The sequence below is a fragment of the Mannheimia massilioguelmaensis genome, from assembly GCF_000940515.1.
Classification (GTDB): Bacteria; Pseudomonadota; Gammaproteobacteria; order Enterobacterales; family Pasteurellaceae; genus Basfia; species Basfia bettyae.
The window spans coordinates 178594-196112 of the sequence record NZ_CDQL01000005.1 but is presented as its reverse complement, the minus strand read 5'-3'; the positions used below and the strand labels follow the sequence as shown (position 1 = coordinate 196112).

At 36.0% G+C, this 17519-nt stretch carries 17 protein-coding genes; 12 read left to right on the top strand and 5 right to left on the bottom strand.

Translation table 11 applies throughout. The features are described from left to right. Positions 1 to 48 precede the first annotated feature (48 nt). From BN1226_RS04075 to BN1226_RS04030, 11 genes are all read left to right on the top strand, one after another. Positions 49 to 666 (top strand): HI_0552 family protein, encoded by a 618-nt coding sequence (locus BN1226_RS04075; protein ID WP_044470108.1) that lies wholly within the window; start codon positions 49 to 51, stop codon positions 664 to 666. Between the two features lie 115 nt (positions 667 to 781). Then, a complete protein-coding gene (locus BN1226_RS04070) occupies positions 782 to 1885 on the top strand; it encodes a transglutaminase-like domain-containing protein (RefSeq protein WP_044470107.1) in 1104 nt (367 codons plus the stop codon). Further along, positions 1860 to 2222 carry a mercuric transporter MerT family protein gene (locus BN1226_RS04065; RefSeq protein ID WP_044470106.1) on the top strand — a complete coding sequence of 121 codons (363 nt, stop codon included), beginning with the start codon at positions 1860 to 1862 and terminating at the stop codon, positions 2220 to 2222. The genes BN1226_RS04070 and BN1226_RS04065 overlap by 26 nt, the downstream gene beginning before the upstream one ends. A gap of 14 nt (positions 2223 to 2236) precedes the next feature. After that, a complete protein-coding gene (locus tag BN1226_RS04060; protein ID WP_044470105.1) occupies positions 2237 to 2545 on the top strand; it encodes a heavy-metal-associated domain-containing protein in 309 nt (102 codons plus the stop codon). 30 nt (positions 2546 to 2575) lie between these two features. Next, the gene (locus tag BN1226_RS10965; RefSeq protein WP_156149889.1) at positions 2576 to 2728 is read left to right on the top strand and encodes a hypothetical protein; all 153 of its coding nucleotides are present in this window, start codon (positions 2576 to 2578) and stop codon (positions 2726 to 2728) included. 4 nt (positions 2729 to 2732) lie between these two features. Next, the gene (gene leuS / locus BN1226_RS04055; protein ID WP_044470104.1) at positions 2733 to 5315 is read left to right on the top strand and encodes a leucine--tRNA ligase; all 2583 of its coding nucleotides are present in this window, start codon (positions 2733 to 2735) and stop codon (positions 5313 to 5315) included. A 55-nt stretch (positions 5316 to 5370) separates the two neighbouring features. Continuing rightward, entirely contained in the window at positions 5371 to 5883 is a 513-nt protein-coding gene (locus BN1226_RS04050; protein ID WP_044470103.1) for an LPS-assembly lipoprotein LptE, read from the top strand. Further along, complete coding sequence (gene holA, locus BN1226_RS04045) at positions 5884 to 6915, top strand: DNA polymerase III subunit delta (RefSeq protein WP_044470102.1); 1032 nt, start codon at positions 5884 to 5886, stop codon at positions 6913 to 6915. Between the two features lie 294 nt (positions 6916 to 7209). Continuing rightward, positions 7210 to 8172, top strand: coding sequence for a TAXI family TRAP transporter solute-binding subunit (locus BN1226_RS04040; RefSeq protein ID WP_005761780.1), 963 nt, complete (start codon positions 7210 to 7212; stop codon positions 8170 to 8172). 135 nt (positions 8173 to 8307) lie between these two features. Then, positions 8308 to 10941 (top strand): TRAP transporter permease, encoded by a 2634-nt coding sequence (locus tag BN1226_RS04035; RefSeq protein ID WP_044470101.1) that lies wholly within the window; start codon positions 8308 to 8310, stop codon positions 10939 to 10941. 51 nt (positions 10942 to 10992) lie between these two features. Next, a complete protein-coding gene (locus tag BN1226_RS04030) occupies positions 10993 to 11418 on the top strand; it encodes a universal stress protein (protein ID WP_005761805.1) in 426 nt (141 codons plus the stop codon). A gap of 95 nt (positions 11419 to 11513) precedes the next feature. Here BN1226_RS04030 and mutT read toward each other — a convergent pair whose 3' ends face one another. The 3 genes from mutT to secM all read right to left on the bottom strand — a co-directional run bounded on the left by mutT (position 11514) and on the right by secM (position 15154). Continuing rightward, positions 11514 to 11912: an 8-oxo-dGTP diphosphatase MutT gene (gene mutT / locus BN1226_RS04025; protein WP_044470100.1), complete on the bottom strand. Its 399-nt coding sequence runs from the start codon at positions 11910 to 11912 to the stop codon at positions 11514 to 11516. 101 nt (positions 11913 to 12013) lie between these two features. After that, positions 12014 to 14740: a preprotein translocase subunit SecA gene (secA, locus tag BN1226_RS04020; protein ID WP_044470099.1), complete on the bottom strand. Its 2727-nt coding sequence runs from the start codon at positions 14738 to 14740 to the stop codon at positions 12014 to 12016. 96 nt (positions 14741 to 14836) lie between these two features. Further along, positions 14837 to 15154 carry a secA translation cis-regulator SecM gene (secM, locus tag BN1226_RS04015; protein WP_082041902.1) on the bottom strand — a complete coding sequence of 106 codons (318 nt, stop codon included), beginning with the start codon at positions 15152 to 15154 and terminating at the stop codon, positions 14837 to 14839. A gap of 87 nt (positions 15155 to 15241) precedes the next feature. Here secM and BN1226_RS04010 point away from each other — a divergent pair, with 87 nt between their 5' ends. Then, entirely contained in the window at positions 15242 to 15547 is a 306-nt protein-coding gene (locus tag BN1226_RS04010; RefSeq protein ID WP_005761759.1) for a DciA family protein, read from the top strand. A gap of 11 nt (positions 15548 to 15558) precedes the next feature. Here the strand turns inward: BN1226_RS04010 and BN1226_RS04005 are convergent, their stop codons facing one another. After that, on the bottom strand, positions 15559 to 16404 hold the full coding sequence (locus tag BN1226_RS04005) for a Dam family site-specific DNA-(adenine-N6)-methyltransferase (protein ID WP_044470097.1): 846 nt from the start codon (positions 16402 to 16404) through the stop codon (positions 15559 to 15561). A 9-nt stretch (positions 16405 to 16413) separates the two neighbouring features. Then, on the bottom strand, positions 16414 to 17502 hold the full coding sequence (aroB, locus tag BN1226_RS04000) for a 3-dehydroquinate synthase (RefSeq protein WP_044470096.1): 1089 nt from the start codon (positions 17500 to 17502) through the stop codon (positions 16414 to 16416). Between the last annotated feature and the right edge of the window lie 17 nt (positions 17503 to 17519).

The window sequence follows — 17519 nt, the reverse complement described above, 5'->3', positions numbered from 1 at the left end:
TTACACTGTAATGCTTAGTTTTTTTATATCTAAAATAAGGAAAATATTATGCTTACATCTAAATCTTGTGAATTATTTAATATTCCTTACTTTCAATTTTCACAATTAAAGAAATATTGCCCTGAGCTTATTCCTCAAATAAAACAAGATTATAAATTAGCTTGGAATGACTGGAAACGAACCATTCTACAAGTATCACAACAGCTTGGACAACCTTTTGCAGAACCTCATATTGAGAAATGGTGTAATGGTTGGCAAGTGAGAGCACATTTCTTTGCTTATTTTAAATATGAATTTAATCAAAACTCTGCTGCCATTTTCTCTGTTATTTTAAATCATCGAAGATTAAAAGTATGCTTAGATTGGCATTGTTATCGTGCAGATCGATCACAAATTAATCTACAACAATATAATCAATGGCTTAATCAATTTGATTTTAAACGATTCTCCAACTTTGATATTTGGCATTGTGATGAAAGTGAATATGATGACTTTCGACAAGTTAAACAACTTTCACCATCGACGCTTATTTTACAATCAGAAGAAGATTATTGGTGTATTGGACGAAATATCGAAGCAAAAGATCTCAATAACATAGATGCTGTTGAATTTATTACTCAAACGATTTGTGATCTAGTCCCCTTATATGAACGTTGCCATTGCTGATAAATTGAGTTGATTTTATTCGAATTTGCGTTATTCTTATAGCTAACTCATTCTGCCTGCAGCTCTGAGCGTTAAATATAACAAGTTTTGTTTATTTACTAATAAGGATTTTCCAATGAAAAAACTCTTCTTACTAACCGCACTTTGTTGTGCTGTGAGTTTAACTCAAGCCAATACGATTCCAGCAACCAATACAAATACCCATACTTACGAATTCACGCAAACTTACAATTTAGTTGTTCCCCAAGGTTCCAAAGGTGAAACTAAATTATGGGTTCCACTCCCTTTCACTAATGATTATCAAGAAGTCAAAACCATTGAGTTTGATGGTAATTACAAACAAGCTTACATTACTGAAAATAACCAATATGGTGCCAAAACTTTATTTGCAAATTGGGATGAAAAAGCCGAAAAACGGGATCTTCAGGTGAAATTAGTAGTCTTAACTAAAGACCGTGAACCTATGCTTAAAGGCGCTTTAGACAACTATCAAGCACCAGAAAAAATTGAATATTCGGTGGATGTACAAGAATATTTGAAACCAACGACACATATCAAAACCAATGGAATTGTGAAACAATTTGCCGAAAAAATTGTAGGTAATGAAACTAATCCGTTGAAAAAAGCTGAATTGATTCACACTTGGATCGTAAATAACATGGAGCGTGATAATTCTGTATTAGGATGTGGTGACGGTGATGTGGAAAAAATCTTAAAAACAGGTGTATTAAAAGGTAAATGTACTGATATTAATTCTGTTTTTGTAGCACTTGCTCGTGCATCAGGTATTCCTGCTCGTGAAGTTTTTGGTATTCGTTTAGGGCAAGCTGTAAAAATGGGAGAATATTCAAAAGCTGCATTTGGTGGGGCAAAAGATAAAATTGCTAACGAAAATAGCGGACAACACTGCCGTGCTGAATTCTATTTAGCAGGGTTTGGATGGGTTCCTGTAGATTCAGCGGACGTAGCTAAATATCGACTCACAGAGAAAAAATCGATTGAAGATAAAGATACGCAAGCGGTAGCCAAATACTTGTTTGGTAATTGGGAAGCAAACTGGATGGGTTATAATCATGGTCGTGATTTCACGCTTTATCCGACACCAGAGCTAACACCATTAAACAACTTTGGTTATCCTTACGCAGAAATCGGAGGCGATCCACTTAATTCATATGATGCTAAAGAATTTGGTTATGAATTCGTTTCTAAAGAACTCTAACAATAAATTCATAGTCTCTTGTGTCACTGCGGTTATCGCTGCAGTGACCTCTACACTATGCTGTATTGCGCCACTGATTTATTTAGCCTTTGGGATTTCTTCTACTTGGTTAATCAAACTCAACCAATATGAATATCTACGTACTCCTATGCTAATAATTTCATTGGTAGCATTTGGCTATGGTTTTTGGCTATTAATGTTCTCTAAAAAAATGATTTGTAGCAAATATATTTCTCGTCGAGGTTTAATCATTCTCTACTGGATTGTATTTGTTGTGATTATTTTCTTTCTCTGTTATCCGACTATTCTCCCTTGGATTTTAGAATATTTGGAATAATCATAGGAATCACCATGAAAAAATTTATTTATATTTTATTTTTAACTTTGGGCTTAGCAAATGTTATGCCATTACAAGCATCTGAAACAGTAACTACACAAACGCTGACAGAACAGCGTGAAGTATCTTTATTTGTGGATGAAATGACTTGTCAGCTCTGCGTTTATTTAGTCAATAAAGAATTGCGTGCAATTGACGGGGTTATTTCAACAAAAGCCACGATGAAAGATAAAATAGTTAAGGTTATCGTAAACAACCATGTCAGCAATGATCAACTGATTAAAGCTATTCAAAAATTGAAATATACTGCCAAAGTTATCTAATTCAAATTTTTCAATTTTCTACCGCACTTTTTGCCCTTTATAATCTTGTTTAGACATAATAAAAGTGCGGTAATTTCTCTTAAAATTCTGTTAATTTTACTGATTTTAAGCTATCCTATTGGCAATTTTATAACTCCAAATTCACCGCAAAAGGCGGTTCATTTTTCAATAGTTTTAAGGTAATACTATGCAAGAACAATATCGTCCTGACCTACTTGAAGCAGAAGTACAAAAACATTGGCAGGATAATCACACATTTAAAGCAGTTAAAGACACGAGTAAAGAGAAATACTACTGTCTTTCCATGTTCCCTTACCCATCTGGTCGTTTACACATGGGACATGTGCGTAACTATACGATTGCTGATGTTGTGTCTCGTTATCAACGTATGAATGGTAAAAATGTATTACAACCTGTGGGTTGGGATGCCTTTGGTCTGCCCGCAGAAGGTGCAGCTGTAAAAAACAAAACCGCACCTGCAAAATGGACCTATGAAAATATTGATTACATGAAAAACCAACTTAAGATGTTAGGTTTCTCTTATGACTGGGATCGTGAAATTGCAACTTGCAAACCTGATTACTATAAATGGGAACAATGGTTCTTTACTGAATTATATAAAAAAGGCTTAGTTTACAAGAAAACCTCAGTCGTCAACTGGTGTCCGAATGATGAAACTGTACTTGCTAACGAACAAGTACACGAAGGTTGTTGTTGGCGCTGTGATACGCCAGTGGAACAAAAAGAAATTCCTCAATGGTTCATCAAAATTACTGATTACGCAGAACAATTATTAGGGGATTTAGATACATTACCAGAATGGCCAGATATGGTGAAAACCATGCAACGTAACTGGATTGGACGTTCTGAAGGGGTAGAGATCACTTTCAAAATTGAAAATAGCGATGAAACTGTTGCTGTCTATACCACTCGTCCAGATACTTTCTATGGCGTGAGCTATATGGCAGTGGCCGCGGGTCATCCATTAGCAGAAAAAGCCGCTGAGAATAATCCTGCATTAGCCTCATTTATCCAAGAATGTAAAGGCACCAAAGTTGCGGAAGCTGAGCTTGCTACCATGGAGAAAAAAGGCATGGCGACAGGCATTAATGCTATTCACCCGATCACGGGTAAACTTGTGCCAATTTGGGTGGCTAATTTCGTATTAATGCACTATGGTACAGGTGCGGTAATGGCAGTGCCTGCCCACGATCAACGTGACTTTGAATTTGCTAGCAAATATGGCTTACCAATTAATCAAGTCATTACACCTATAAATGGTGAAGAAATTGATTTAACTAAAGCTGCTTTTACAGAACCAGGTAAACTGATTAACTCTGCGGAATTTGATGGCTGTGATTTTGATACTGCATTCAATGGGATTGCTGATAAATTAGAAAAAATGGGCGTAGGTAAACGCCAAGTGAACTACCGCTTACGTGACTGGGGTGTTTCTCGTCAACGCTATTGGGGAGCGCCAATCCCAATGCTTACTTTACCAAACGGTGAAGTCGTCCCTGTACCTAAAGAAGATTTACCAATTATTCTTCCTGAAAATGTCGTAATGGATGGAGTGAAGAGTCCAATTAAAGCAGATCCTGAATGGGCAAAAACAACTTATAACGGTCAGCCTGCATTAAAAGAAACTGATACTTTCGATACGTTCATGGAATCCTCTTGGTATTATGCACGCTATACCTGTCCACAATTCCAAGAGGGCATGTTAGATAAAGAAGAAGCCAATTATTGGCTACCTGTTGACCAGTATATCGGTGGTATTGAACATGCAACTATGCATTTACTTTATTTCCGTTTCTTCCATAAACTATTACGTGATGCAGGTTTTGTGAGTTCAGATGAACCCACTAAAAAATTACTTTGTCAAGGTATGGTATTAGCAGATGCATTCTATTACACCAGCCCAACTAATGAACGTATTTGGGTATCACCAACTAAAGTTAATTTACAACGTGATGAAAAAGGCCGCATTATCAAAGCAGTAGATGAAGAAGGTCACGAACTCGTTCATGCCGGCATGACCAAAATGTCTAAATCTAAAAATAATGGTATCGATCCGCAAGAAATGGTAGAGAAATACGGTGCTGACACCGTGCGTTTATTTATGATGTTTGCCTCTCCTGCTGAAATGACCCTTGAATGGCAGGAGTCTGGCGTAGAAGGAGCTAATCGTTTCTTACGTCGTTTATGGAACTTAGTGTTTGAATATAACAAAGCACCAACGACCATTGCAATTGATGTGGCTGCACTTTCATCTGCACAAAAAGCATTACGTCGTGATGTGCATAAAACTATTGCTAAAGTGAGTGATGACATTGGTCGCCGTCAAACTTTCAATACAGCAATCGCAGCCATTATGGAGTTAATGAATAAATTAACCCGAGCTCCGTTGGATACAGAACAAGATCGTGCGGTTATGGCTGAAGCACTAAGTGCAGTTGTACGTATGCTCTACCCAATCACACCACATATTTGTTTCCAATTATGGAAAGATTTAGGCCATACTGACAGTATTGATTTTACGGCATGGGTTGAAGCTGATGAAAAAGCAATGATAGATGATGAAAAATTAGTCGTCGTACAAGTGAATGGTAAAGTTCGTGCAAAAATCACCGTTCCTGCTGATATGAGTGAAGAAGATATTAAACAAGTTGCTCTAGCAGATGAAAATGTACGAAAATTCTTAGATGGCTTAAACGTAATCAAAGTCATTTATGTGCCGGGTAAATTATTAAGCTTCGTAGCAAAATAATCAAAAAATCCACCGCACTTTTACTAAAAGTGCGGTTATAAAACAAGGTTTTTCTATGTTAAAACGACTCAAAATCCTCTTTATTACAGCCTCTTTAGTGGCTTTAACTGCTTGTGGTTTTCATTTCCAAAACGGTCAATTAGTACCACAAGAATTACAGACCTTAACCCTTGAAAGTGCGGATCAATATGGCTATATGACCATTGCGATGCGTAAACAACTCCAAGTGAATAATGTAAAACTGGTTGATGCCAATGCAAATGTACCTGTGCTACGTTTAAATAAAATCACTACAAATGATGAAGTGGTATCGGTATTTAAACAAGGTCGTGAAGCAGAAAAAATGTTAATTTTACAAGTGGAAGCTTCTGTAAAATTACCTAACAAAGCCACTTATCCAATTATCGCTAAAGTAAACCGCACTTTTTTTGATAACTCACGCGCAGCACTGGCTAAATCATCTGAAAAAGAAATTATGTGGAACGATATGCGTGAACAAGCAGCACGTCAATTAATCCAAAAAATGGTGGCACTGCAACATCAAATGAAACAAACGAATACTAAGTAAATGAATAGAATTTTTACTGAGCAACTTTCTCATTCCCTAAATAATAGACTCGCTCGAGTCTATTATTTAATTGGGCAAGATCCTTTATTGCTTAGTGAAAGCCTAGATCAGATTACGAAAATAGCCAATACACAAGGCTTTGATGAAAAAGTTGAGGTGATAATTGATAACATGACAGATTGGAATGCTCTTTTTGAACGTTGCCAATCCATGGGATTATTCTTCAATAAACAAGCCATCATTCTAAAATTTCCTGAAAATTTGACCGCAGTTTTACAAAAAAACTTGATCGAACTTATTTCATTGCTGAATGAAGATATTTTGCTGATTTTACACTTTCCAAAGCTTACTAAAACAATGGAAAAACAAGATTGGTTTATACAACTTGAACATTATGAATCACAATCTGTACTTATCAACTGCCAGACACCAACTGTAGAACAACTCCCTATTTGGGTGAGCAACCGTGTTAAAACAATGGGGCTGACAATTGAGCAAGATGCACTTCAATTACTTTGTTATAGTTATGAAAATAATTTATTGGCTCTAAAACAAGCATTAGAGTTGCTTGCACTACTACACCCTGATAACAAATTAAGTTTTGTTCGTGTTAAAAATATTGTAGAACAATCCTCTATTTTTACCCCATTCCAATGGATAGATGCGTTACTAGAAGGCAAAGAGGCTCGTGCTCAACGTATTTTAAATGGCTTACAAGCAGAGGATGTGCAACCTATCATTTTATTACGCACACTACAACGTGAATTAATTATCTTATTAACTCTTACAAAACCACAACAGCGTCTTACCAGTATCGATGATAGTCTGCCTCTAAATCAATTAAGAGAAAATTTTGATCGCCTAAAAATTTGGCAAAATCGCCGCAATTTATACACTCAAGCCTTAAAGCGTCTGACCTATCGCCAACTATACCTAATGTGCCAACAACTCGGTGAACTAGAACGCTTAGCTAAACAAGAATTTAGCCCGAATCTTTGGCAACAACTCTCAAATTTTGTTCTAAAAGGTTAATTTAGACTATATTTCTATGAGAAATATAGTAACACTTCATATAGCTATGATGCAGTAAAAACCTCCAATCATAAAATAAAGATAGGCTGATTCTTAATTTATTTAAAATAATGTATCTCCATGCCATAAAACAAAATTTTATTATGCATTAATAAAATTTATATCTACGATAAAAATATCTATTGCAAAAGATTTTAAACTCTAGTATATCTGTAATTGTTCATTTTTTAATAAATTATGAATACATAAAACACAACATTACTCACATATTGCAATATGCACGGAGAGCTAACTATGAAAAAATTTTTAAAATTATCATTAGTAACAAGTATGGCAATGGCTGCATTCTCTGTTCAAGCAGAAGAAAGCTTTATTACTATCGGTACAGGTGGGCAAACAGGGGTATATTACGTTGTTGGTCAATCAATTTGCCAGTTAGTAAATCGTGATACTGCAAAAACCCAAATCAAATGTAATGCTCCATCAACAGGAGCTTCAGTGGCTAACTTAAATGCCATCGCAGAAAAACAAATGGATATGGGGATTGCTCAATCAGATTGGCAATTCCATGCATATAATGGTTCAAGCTCATTTGAAGGTAAAAAGAATGATAAACTCAGAGCAGTCTTTTCTCTTCACCCAGAACCCTTCACTTTAATGGCTCGTGATGATTCAGGAATCAAAAATTTTGATGATTTAAAAGGTAAACGAGTCAATGTGGGAGATCCAGGCTCTGGTACTCGTGCAACAATGAATGTTATTTTAGCGGCAAAAGGTTGGACAGATAAAGATTTCAAAGTAGCTTCAGAGCTAAAACCAGCTGAAATGGCATCTGTTATGTGTGATAACAACTTAGATGCAATTACCTATAATGTAGGGCATCCTAATGGTGCATTAAAAGAGGCTGCTGCATCTTGTAATGCTCATTTAGTTCCAGTCACAGGTGAAGCGATTGATAAATTAGTTGCAGATCATCCTTATTATGCTAAAGCAACCATTCCTGGTGGTTTATATAAAGGCTCTGATCAACCAGTAGATACATTTGGTGTCTATGCAACTCTCGTTAGCTCAAGTGATGTTGATGCAGATAAAGTTTATGCTGTTGTTAAAGCTGTTTTTGATAACTTCGATCGTTTCAAACGTTTACACCCTGCCTTTGCAAACTTGAAAGAAGAAGACATGATCAAAAATGCACTTTCTGCACCGTTACACGATGGAGCAGTGCGCTATTATAAAGAACGAGGCTGGATTAAATAACTTCTCAGTCTTAACTAATGACATATAGCCATTAATAAATTACCACAGTTTGGATTATCCAGTCTGTGGTAATTTAATTCATAACTATAAAAGTTATAGTTTTTTTATTTTTCATTATCTCGTGAGAATCAACCTATGTCAGAACCTAAAACAGCAAACTATGATGACCTCCAAGATATGGTAGCTTCTAATGATACGGGGGGGCGAACACCCACTGGTATTGCCAAAAAAACCATCGTATATGTTGCTATTCTATGGTCTATTTTCCAAATTTATTATGCATCTCCATTTCCTTTTATTCTTCAAGAATGGTTAAGTAGCTTAGGTATTAATTTGAATGTTGTCGTCGATGATACAAAAGCACGTTCAATTCATTTGGCCTTTGCCATGTTCCTTGCATTTTTATCTTATCCAGCTTTTGCTAACTCACCTAAGCACAAAATTCCTGCTTTAGACTGGTGCTTTGCATTTTTAGGTGCTTTTCTTGGTTTATACTATATTTTCTTTTATGAAGGATTAGTTAAACGTTTTGGTGCACCCAATTTACAAGATATCATCGCAGGTTGCATTGGTGTGTTATTGGTTTTAGAAGCTACACGTCGTAGCCTTGGATTACCATTAGTCGTCATAGCTATTATCTTCTTACTTTATAACTTTTTTGGTCAATATTTTCCTAGTGATTGGTTAATTAGCCATCGTACGGGTTCCCTTGCACATATTATTAATCAACAATGGGTGACTACTGAAGGTGTATTCGGAATTGCCTTAGGTGTATCTACTAAATATGTATTTCTATTTGTATTATTTGGCGCTTTACTAGACAAAGCCGGTGCTGGTAACTATTTTATTAAAACAGCTTTTGCTTATTTAGGTCACTTACGTGGAGGACCAGCTAAAGCAGCGGTTGTATCATCAGGTTTAACGGGATTAATTTCTGGTTCATCTATTGCAAATGTGGTTACTACGGGAACCTTCACCATTCCAATGATGAAACGTGTTGGTTTTACCAATGAAAAAGCTGGTGCAGTTGAAGTTGCCTCATCTGTCAATGGTCAAATTATGCCTCCAGTTATGGGTGCAGCAGCGTTTTTGATGATTGAATACATTAATATGCCATATAATGAATTAATTAAGCATGCATTCTTACCAGCATTAATTTCTTATATTGCACTAGTTTATATTGTCCACTTAGAAGCTTGTAAAATGAATTTACAAGGCTTAGCTCGAGTTGAACCACCGAAGCCTTTTTTAATTAGCTTAATTCGTACTCTCGCATCTTTCCTAATTATTTGCATATTATATTTTGCTGTTAAGTTCGGTTTAGGCTGGATTAATGAAGTTATCCCTCAACACTCTTTACTCATTGTCTGCATCATTCTGACAATAGTATATTTATTACTGATTCGTCGTGTGGCAAGTTTTCCAGACCTTGAAGTAGACGATCCAAACTCGCCTATTGCAACATTACCTGCCACCAAACCCACTGTAAATTCAGGTTTACATTATTTAATTCCTGTTGTGGTTTTATTGTGGTGTTTAATGGTAGAAATGTTATCTCCTGGTTTATCCGCATTCTGGGGGACAATGACGCTAATTGCTATTCAATTAACACAACGTCCACTATTAAATTTCTTCCGTAAACAACCTATTACAAAAGCCTTATTAAAACAAGGCTGGCAAGAATTATTAGAGGGTTTAGAAAGCGGTGGACGTAATATGACTGGTATTGGTTTAGCTACCGCAACCGCAGGAATTATCGTAGGAGTTGTCGCTCTCACTGGATTTGGAGTACAACTCTCAGGTGTAATTGAGCTGCTTTCTATGGGCAATATCATCCTAATGTTAATTCTAGTAGCTATTTTCAGCCTAATTCTTGGTATGGGTTTACCAACCACTGCTAATTACATTGTTGTCTCTTCCCTTATGGCAATCGTTATTGTAGAAGTTGGGCGTCAAAATGGCTTAATTGTTCCTCTCATTGCAGTACATTTATTTGTATTCTATTTTGGTATTATGGCAGATGTTACCCCACCTGTTGGGCTAGCTTCATTTGCAGCAGCTGCTATTTCTGGTGGTAGCCCAATAAAAACAGGAATGGTAGCTTTTATATATAGTTTAAGAACAGCCATTTTACCTTTCCTATTTATTTTTAATACGGACTTGCTCTTACTTGACGTAGGTTGGGCAAAGGGTATTTTAGTATTTATTACTGCAACCACAGGTGTTTTACTATTTACAGCTGGAACCATGAATTATTTCTTTACCAAAAATAAATGGTGGGAAACTATTCTGTTATTAATTCTAGCATTTGCTTTATTTAGACCAGGTTTCTTTATGGAACGTATCATGCCATCAGAACGACATATTGAACCAGCTCAAATGGTACAACAATTACAAAATGTTAAGGTTGGTGAGAAATTCATGATTAAAGTTTCAGGTGTTAACCCCTACGGTAAACCAATAGAATTTTATGCGCAATTACCTGTGCCAGAAGGTGCCACAGGTGAAGAACGAGTGAAAAAACTAGGCTTAACACTTATGCAAACGGATGACAAAATTACTATTGATGGTGTCGAAACACCTAAAGTAATCATTGACTTAGTAGAAATCGATTCTGAAGCAGCAAAAGCAGGATTAAACTGGGATCAAACCATTATAGATGTGGCATTACCGCAAGATGCACCCGCTAAAGAATGGATATTTATACCTGCATTTATCCTTGCTTTCTTAATCGGTTATAACCAACGTCGTCGTTTAAAACAACACTAATTTTATGGCACACATAGCGGTGCCATCAATAAATGAAAAAGGAAATTTACTATGTATAACAAGCTACTCATTGCAATTGACTTAGCCAATCTAGAAAGTGCAAAGTATGTGGTTAATACGGCCTTGAAGCTTACAGCGAATAACCCAAATGCAGTCTATCGTGTTGTGTCAATTATTGAGCCTGTGGATAATAGTTTAATTGCGGCATTCTTACCTAAGAACTTTGATAAATCTGTGTTAGCGGAAGCCAATAAAAAGCTACATGACTTTACACAAGCGACATTTCCTAAAGATGCAAAAGTACAACATATTGTTACCTATGGGACAATTTATGAAGAAATCTGCCATATTGCAGATGAGAAAGATGTTGATATTATTGTCATGTTAGCGAGCAGTAAACCTCACGCAGAAGGTTTAAGTGCAAATACTGTACGAGTAGCTCGTAATACGGATAAACCAATTCTTGTACTACGTTAATCCAAACCCAAGATCAAAGCCCTGAAGTTTCAGGGCTTTGCTTATCACGATAAAAGTGCGGTCAAGTTTTTCAGAAATTTTCAAGTAAAATTTATCTAACTTTCTGCCAACAACCGTTGTACCAATTTTAAATTAGCTGGAGGAAATTTGGATTCATCTAAATCATGTTGAGCTATCCAAAATCCCTCTTGACCTTCACGACCAAAAGGTTCACCAATCCATTCTTTGACTAAATAAAAATAAAAATGAATAATTTTATTGGGATATTCAAAAACAAATTGTTCATACATAACGGGGTTTAAAACAACGATTCCAACTTCTTCCTCTAACTCTCTTTTTAGGGCTTGTTCTGGTGTTTCTCCCATATCAATTTTACCACCAGGAAATTCTAAGGATTGTGCAAAATCTTGCCCTTCTAAACGTTGTGTTAAATAGATCTGCCCAAACTCATTACGAATAATACCAGCTGCAACTTGGACTTGTTTCTTATTCATCATCATCTTCCTACTGAATGATTAGACTTATTCATAATTGACATTTATTCAATTAAAAAGTGCGGTTAAAATTTTAAATTTCTAACCGCACTTACTTCATACTAAGATTCTTGTGTTACACGACTACCATGGCAATGCTTGTATTTTTTGCCAGAGCCACAAGGACAAGGATCATTACGACCAATACGATGTTCTCCCTGTGCAACAGCTCGCTGACCATCAACACTTTCGCTGGTACCGCTTGAATTACCATATTCAGCATCTGCAATTTGTTTTGCCGCTTGTTCCACCGCTGCCATAGCTTGCTGTTGTGCTTGAACTTCTTCTTGGGTGCGCACTTGAACACGACTTAATGTTCTGATTACAGAGAGTTTTAAAGCATCCAGCATTTCCGTAAACATCTGGAATGACTCTTTTTTATATTCCTGTTTAGGATCCTTTTGTGCATAGCCACGTAAGTGAATACCTTTACGTAATTGATCCATTGAAGATAAATGCTCTTTCCATAACTCATCAAGAGTTTGTAACATTACTCCTTTTTCAAAATTACGCATAGTTTCTGCACCAACAATTTCTTCTTTACGTTGATATTCTTTAATTGCAGCTTCAACAATACGTTCACGAAGATTATCTTCATGTAAGTTATTATCTTCTTCTAACCATTTTGCAATTGGTAAATCTAAGGCAAAGTCTTGTTTTAAACGCGTTTCCAGTTCTGGAATATTCCATTGTTCTTCTAATGATTGCGGTGGAATATATTGATCAATCACCTCATTAAAGACATCTTCTCGAATCGCCACAATTGTCTCTGAAATATCATCATGATCTAATAAATCATTACGTTGGGCATAAATTGCATGACGTTGATCATTTGCGACATCATCAAATTGTAATAAGTTCTTACGACCATCAAAGTTATGAGCCTCCACTTTTGCTTGTGCTGAAGCAATAACTTTAGCCAATAATTTCGATTCCATTGCCTCACCTTCAGAGGTGAAAGCTTTACGCATCATATTTAACTTACCTTCATTCAAGTAAATACGCATTAAGCTATCATCTAATGATAAGTAGAAACGGGATGAGCCTGGATCGCCTTGACGACCTGAACGACCACGTAACTGATTATCAATACGACGAGATTCATGTCGTTCTGTACCAATAATATGTAAACCACCCGCTTTCATTACGGTATCATGACGTTGTTGCCATGCATTTTTTAGAGCTTCAATTTGTTCTTCTGTTGGATTATCTAGCTTAGCTGCTTCTGCTTTCCAGTTACCTCCCAACATAATGTCCGTACCACGTCCCGCCATATTAGTTGCAATAGTTACTGCACCAGGATACCCTGCATTAGCAATAATTTCCGCTTCCTGAGCATGGAATTTTGCATTCAATACATTATGTGGAATGCCTGCTTTATTTAATTCATGAGACAGTAATTCTGACTTTTCAATAGATGCTGTACCCACCAATACTGGCTGACTACGAGCAACACATTCTTTGATATCATCAATAATCGCTTTAAATTTATAAGCTTCATTTTCAAACATCACGTCTGTTCGGTCATCACGAATCATCGGACGATTAGTTGGAATAACGATGGTTTCTAAACCGTAGATTTGTTGAAATTCAAATGCTTCAGTATCAGCTGTACCAGTCATACCTGCTAATTTTTCATACAAACGGAAATAGTTTTGATAAGTAATCGAAGCAACTGTTTGATTTTCGCCTTGAATTCTCACATGCTCTTTTGCTTCGATAGCTTGGTGTAAACCATCCGACCAACGGCGACCAGCCATTGTACGGCCAGTGTGTTCATCAACAATAACAATCTCACCATCTTTAACAATATAATCCACATCTCGTTCAAATAAAGTATGAGCACGCAATGCGGCATAAATATGATGTAATAACCCGATTTTTGCTGGTGAATATAAAGATTCATCCTCACCCATAAAACCATTACTGGTTAGCCAATTCTCACATTTTTCTTGGCCTCGTTCGGTTAAATAAGCTTGTTTAGTTTTTAAGTCTAAAGTGAAGTCACCATCCCCCTGATATTCATCACTGTCTTCTTTATCTTGTTTGATTAATAATGGGATTAATTTATCAATCGCCATATAAAGTTCAGAACTATCTTCTGCGGGGCCTGAAATAATTAAAGGTGTACGAGCTTCATCAATTAAGATGGAATCCACTTCATCTACTAATGCATAATGTAATTGGCGTTGAAAACGATCTTCCGCAGAATGTGCTAAATTATCCCGTAAATAATCAAAACCTAATTCACTGTTTGTTGCATAAGTAATATCTGCTTTATAGGCTTCACGCTTTGCTTCTGGCGATAAACCTGGCACATTCACGCCTACTGTCATCCCTAAAAATTCAAATAATGGACGGTTAGTTTCTGCATCACGACCTGCAAGATAGTCATTTACAGTCACTACATGAACGCCCTTACCTGTTAACGCATTTAAATAACAAGGTAAAGTTGCTGTTAAGGTTTTACCTTCACCCGTACGCATTTCAGCAATATTACGATTAGTTAATACCATTCCACCAACAAGCTGCACATCGAAATGGCGCATACCAAGTACACGTTTACTGGCTTCACGAACAGTTGCAAAAGCTTCTGGCATTAAACTTTCTAAGCTTTCACCTTTTTCTAATCTTGCACGAAACTCTGCTGTCTTCGCTTTTAATTCATCATCAGTTAAAGCTTCAAAACTTGGTTCTAATGCATTAATTTTTTTTACAATTTTGTTTAATCTACGTAGTACACGATCATTGCGACTACCAAAAATTTTTGTTGCGATAGTTTTTAACATAAATCTTATTTCTCTTTTCAATAAAGGGCTAAAGTGAGATAACTCATCAGGATAAATCATATTAATGATGCTAGATAGCATTGACTTACATCAGCATTAAAGAGAAGGACTACCACGAATTGGAGGAGAGAACTCGCATAGAGAAGAGACAAATAAGTGCGGTTCATTTTTAGAAAATTTTACCTGTTTAATATGACGTTGTTGCACATCAGAATAAGGTACAATCGCTTGATGAACAAGTGCTACTTTTTTTAATAATTGTTGCTGAAAGTGATGTGATTGTTGTTGATAATTTTCTGTAGTTGATTCGCTATATTCAACGCCTTGAACGTTAGGCAAAGCAAACATCGCAATCATACTTACCAGAAGTTGCGACCAAAATGTATGCTTAATTTTATGAGAAATTATCATCATTATACAAACAGCTAAAAAAGTTTTTCGTATTGTAACGGAAATTCGCTACAATGTCCTTTATTAATTGGGATCAATTTAGGAAATTCAATGCCACGCAACCAGAAAGTAATGAATATTAAAGATCTGTTAGAAACCTCTGACTTATCAAAGATCATGCAAAAAGGATTATTCCTAAATCAATTAAACCAACAGCTTCAACAAATTTTCCCTGCACAATGTAAAGGCTTATATCGCCTTGCCAACTTTACTCAAGATAGCCTAATTATTGAAGTAACGAATGCTGTTGTACGCCAAAGCCTACTATTTAAACAACAAGATTTATTAAACTTAATTCAAAAAGATTATCCAGAAATTATCAAATTAACTTTTAAAATTAATCCTGAAATTGGCTAAAAAAACTGATCCTATTTAAAAAGAGCAATTAATTCATTAACTTTAATACGTCGTTCTGAAGTTTGGCTAATAGAACGTTGCACCTTAATACGTTTAAACTTTGCCCCATTATAAATTTCACGAGTAAATTTAGTATCATGATTAGATATCAATACTGGAATATGACGTTCTTGAGATATCTGTTTAGCAAGCATAGCCAAATGATGTTGATGTTCTAATGAAAAATCATGAGATGAATACTTGGTAAAATTGGTTTCTTGTATAAGAGGAGCATAAGGTGGGTCACAATAAATGACCGAATCCTCGTCTGCGAGCGCAAAAGTTTCTTGGAAATCTGCACAAATAAAGACCGCACTTTGTGCTTTTTCCGCAAAATAGCGTAATTCTTGTTCAGGGAAATAATGAGTTTTATAAGCACCAAACGGCACATTAAACTCATTTTGTGAGTTATAGCGACACAAGCCATTAAAACCAAAACGATTTAAATAAAGAAATAATACTGAACGAACAAACGTGTCTTCTGATGCATTAAAATCAGCTCGTCGTTGATAATAATAGCTAGCAGTATTTGCCTGAGGATGGAAAAAAATAGGTTTTAAGGCACTAATATAAGCCTCTACATCTAGTTTAACCGCATTAAATAAATTAATTAAATCAGGATTAATATCGGCAAGCACATATCTCTCAAAATGGCTATTAAGAAATACTGAACCAGCCCCGACAAAAGGCTCAACTAAACATTTTTTACGTTTAGGAAGTAAACGATTAATATCATCCATTAACCGAAACTTTCCCCCCGCCCATTTTAAAAATGAACGGTGTTTTAAGTAATGTTTAGTTTTTGCACGAGAAGACATTGAGTGGCACTAATCGTTTTGAGTACAAGCCTGGATTGCAGCAAGAACCAGTTGTTGATTCATATCTGTAGCCACATAAGCTTGCCCGAGTGACTTTAATAAAACAAGACGTAATTTACCTGCTAACACTTTTTTATCGCGCATCATATGCGGTAAATAATCTTCTGGTTGCATCGTATCAGGTGAAACCGTTGGCAAATTTGCACGAGCAAATAATTTTTCTAAGCGGCCAACATCTTGGCGAGTGATATTCCCTAATTTTTCAGATAATGCAGCTGCCATCATGGAACCTACGGCTACCGCCTCACCATGTAACCAATTGCCATAACCTAAATGAGTTTCAATAGCATGCCCAAAAGTATGACCAAGGTTTAATAAAGCACGATCTCCTTTCTCAGTTTCATCACAAGCAACAATACCTGCTTTAATTTGGCAACAACGAGCGATACAGAATTTTAGATCTTGTTGTTTTAATGCGACTAAATTATCAATATGCTCTTCTAGCCATTCAAAGAATGGTAAATCTAAAATAGCACCATATTTAATCACTTCAGCTAAGCCTGCGTTCACTTCTCTTTTAGGTAAAGTATTCAGGGTTGTGGTATCAATAATCACTGTAATAGGTTGATAAAACGCGCCTATCATATTTTTACCTAACTCATGATTAACAGCGGTTTTTCCACCTACTGAGGAATCCACTTGAGCCAGCAAAGTAGTTGGTATTTGAATAAAGCGAATACCACGTTGATAACTCGCAGCCGCATAACCTACAATATCACCAATCACCCCGCCTCCCAAGGCAATTAGCGTAGTATCACGACCATGATTTTCTTCTAATAATGCGGTAAAAACCCTATTTAATGAGTCTAGATTTTTATATTTTTCTCCATCTGGAAGTAAAACATGGCTTACTTTACAACCTATTTTTTCTAAGGTTTCAGTTACGGGTTTTAGATAATATTGTGCAATTGTTGGATTACTCACAATCATCACTTTATCTTCAGCTTTAAGAGGATAAACTGCTGCATTGGTTAATAAAGACTCACCAATGTAAATGGGATAACGGCGTTCTTTTAATTCAACATTTACACATTCCATAACTTACAACCTTAATT

Coding starts and splice junctions, on each gene's coding strand:
- BN1226_RS04060 (WP_044470105.1), top strand. CDS start 2,237: ATGAAAAAATTTATTTATATTTTATTTTTAACTTTGGGCTTAGCAAAT.
- BN1226_RS04010 (WP_005761759.1), top strand. CDS start 15,242: ATGCCACGCAACCAGAAAGTAATGAATATTAAAGATCTGTTAGAAACC.
- aroB (WP_044470096.1), bottom strand. CDS start 17,502: ATGGAATGTGTAAATGTTGAATTAAAAGAACGCCGTTATCCCATTTAC.
- BN1226_RS04005 (WP_044470097.1), bottom strand. CDS start 16,404: ATGTCTTCTCGTGCAAAAACTAAACATTACTTAAAACACCGTTCATTT.
- BN1226_RS04035 (WP_044470101.1), top strand. CDS start 8,308: ATGTCAGAACCTAAAACAGCAAACTATGATGACCTCCAAGATATGGTA.
- secA (WP_044470099.1), bottom strand. CDS start 14,740: ATGTTAAAAACTATCGCAACAAAAATTTTTGGTAGTCGCAATGATCGT.
- mutT (WP_044470100.1), bottom strand. CDS start 11,912: ATGAATAAGAAACAAGTCCAAGTTGCAGCTGGTATTATTCGTAATGAG.
- BN1226_RS04050 (WP_044470103.1), top strand. CDS start 5,371: ATGTTAAAACGACTCAAAATCCTCTTTATTACAGCCTCTTTAGTGGCT.
- BN1226_RS04070 (WP_044470107.1), top strand. CDS start 782: ATGAAAAAACTCTTCTTACTAACCGCACTTTGTTGTGCTGTGAGTTTA.
- BN1226_RS04030 (WP_005761805.1), top strand. CDS start 10,993: ATGTATAACAAGCTACTCATTGCAATTGACTTAGCCAATCTAGAAAGT.
- BN1226_RS04075 (WP_044470108.1), top strand. CDS start 49: ATGCTTACATCTAAATCTTGTGAATTATTTAATATTCCTTACTTTCAA.
- BN1226_RS04065 (WP_044470106.1), top strand. CDS start 1,860: ATGAATTCGTTTCTAAAGAACTCTAACAATAAATTCATAGTCTCTTGT.
- holA (WP_044470102.1), top strand. CDS start 5,884: ATGAATAGAATTTTTACTGAGCAACTTTCTCATTCCCTAAATAATAGA.
- secM (WP_082041902.1), bottom strand. CDS start 15,154: ATGATGATAATTTCTCATAAAATTAAGCATACATTTTGGTCGCAACTT.
- BN1226_RS04040 (WP_005761780.1), top strand. CDS start 7,210: ATGAAAAAATTTTTAAAATTATCATTAGTAACAAGTATGGCAATGGCT.
- leuS (WP_044470104.1), top strand. CDS start 2,733: ATGCAAGAACAATATCGTCCTGACCTACTTGAAGCAGAAGTACAAAAA.